This window comes from Roseomonas acroporae, assembly GCF_023223525.1.
Classification (GTDB): Bacteria; Pseudomonadota; Alphaproteobacteria; order Acetobacterales; family Acetobacteraceae; genus Roseomonas_E; species Roseomonas_E acroporae.
In genome coordinates, this window is sequence record NZ_JALPRX010000251.1 from 1 (window position 1) to 1,153 (window position 1,153).

The 1,153-nt window shown below is 66.4% G+C and carries 1 protein-coding gene; it reads left to right on the forward strand.

The annotated features are described in order from the left end of the window. Positions 1–1,153: LamG domain-containing protein (locus M0638_RS28355; RefSeq protein ID WP_248670310.1), on the forward strand; the 1,153-nt coding region annotated here is incomplete at both ends.

Genomic DNA, 1,153 nt, shown 5'->3' on the forward strand with positions numbered 1-1,153 from the left:
AGTGAACGCGGCGCTCAATCTGGACCAACTCGGGCAGAACCCGCTCTACATCGGCAAGCGCAGCGGCGACACGACCAGCATCGACCTGTGCGAAGTCTCGCTCTGGACCACGCAGCAGGCGGCCACCACGCCCACCGTCGCGCTGACGGGCGGCGAGACGGGCATCGGCGTGCTGTGGCCGCTGAATGCCGGCCTGTTCGGCTGGACGCCGATGACGACGCCGCCGCAGATCATGCGCCGCGTGTCGCCCGTGGTCGGCCGGCGCATCGACCTGTCGGACCTCAAGTACGTGCGCAAGGACCGCTTCACGTCGGTACCCGCGTGGCGCCACCAGTCTGGCTGGCCGCCGCGCACCGTGCACGCCAACGGCATGCTCGACAGCACGAGCAATCTCTTCTGCCACGGCTACGTCACCGGTTCCTGGGACCCGAGCGACATGCGGGTGTCCGGCAAGACGGCGGCGGCGTGGGCCGGCGGCAGCGGCTACACGCCGCCTCCCGAGGCGTGGCCCTCTGTCGCATGGCTGCACACCGAGGGCTGCGTGATCCCCAACTGGTCCACGATGCAGTACCTCGAGGGCGGGCCGCTCATCACGCTCGGCACGGATGCGACGATGCCGGGCGGGTTCCTCAAGATGACGCCGCGCCTGATGACAGCGAACGAAGCGGCGTGCATGCCGGCCGCGATGATGAGCAACGCCAATGCGCCCAAGTATTTGGGCCCGGCGTTCAACACGTTCCCCTACGGCGTCCGCTACGGGCTGCACGCGACCCGCATGCGAGCGCCGAACATCGGTCCCGGCTGGCCCGCATTCTGGCACCTCTCCGACTTCCAAGACAGCGTCAATGAAATCGACACCAACGACAAGTTCGGCCTCGACTATCGGACCAGCAACCAGGGCTTCATCTACCGCCACACGGACGGCACCACCAAGGATTTTGGCGGCGAGATGCCGGACATGGAGTGGCCGAACCGCTGGCGCTGGTACGCCACCGACCTCGGCCCGGACTTCATGATCTTCTACATCGGCTTCGGTGACGACCTTTCGTCCGCCGTTTGCACGCAGTGGCGCGAGACGCCCGAGAGCTACAAGACCACCACGTTCTATTCGATCTTCGACTACACGATGACCAACAACCCGTCGAACGACGCG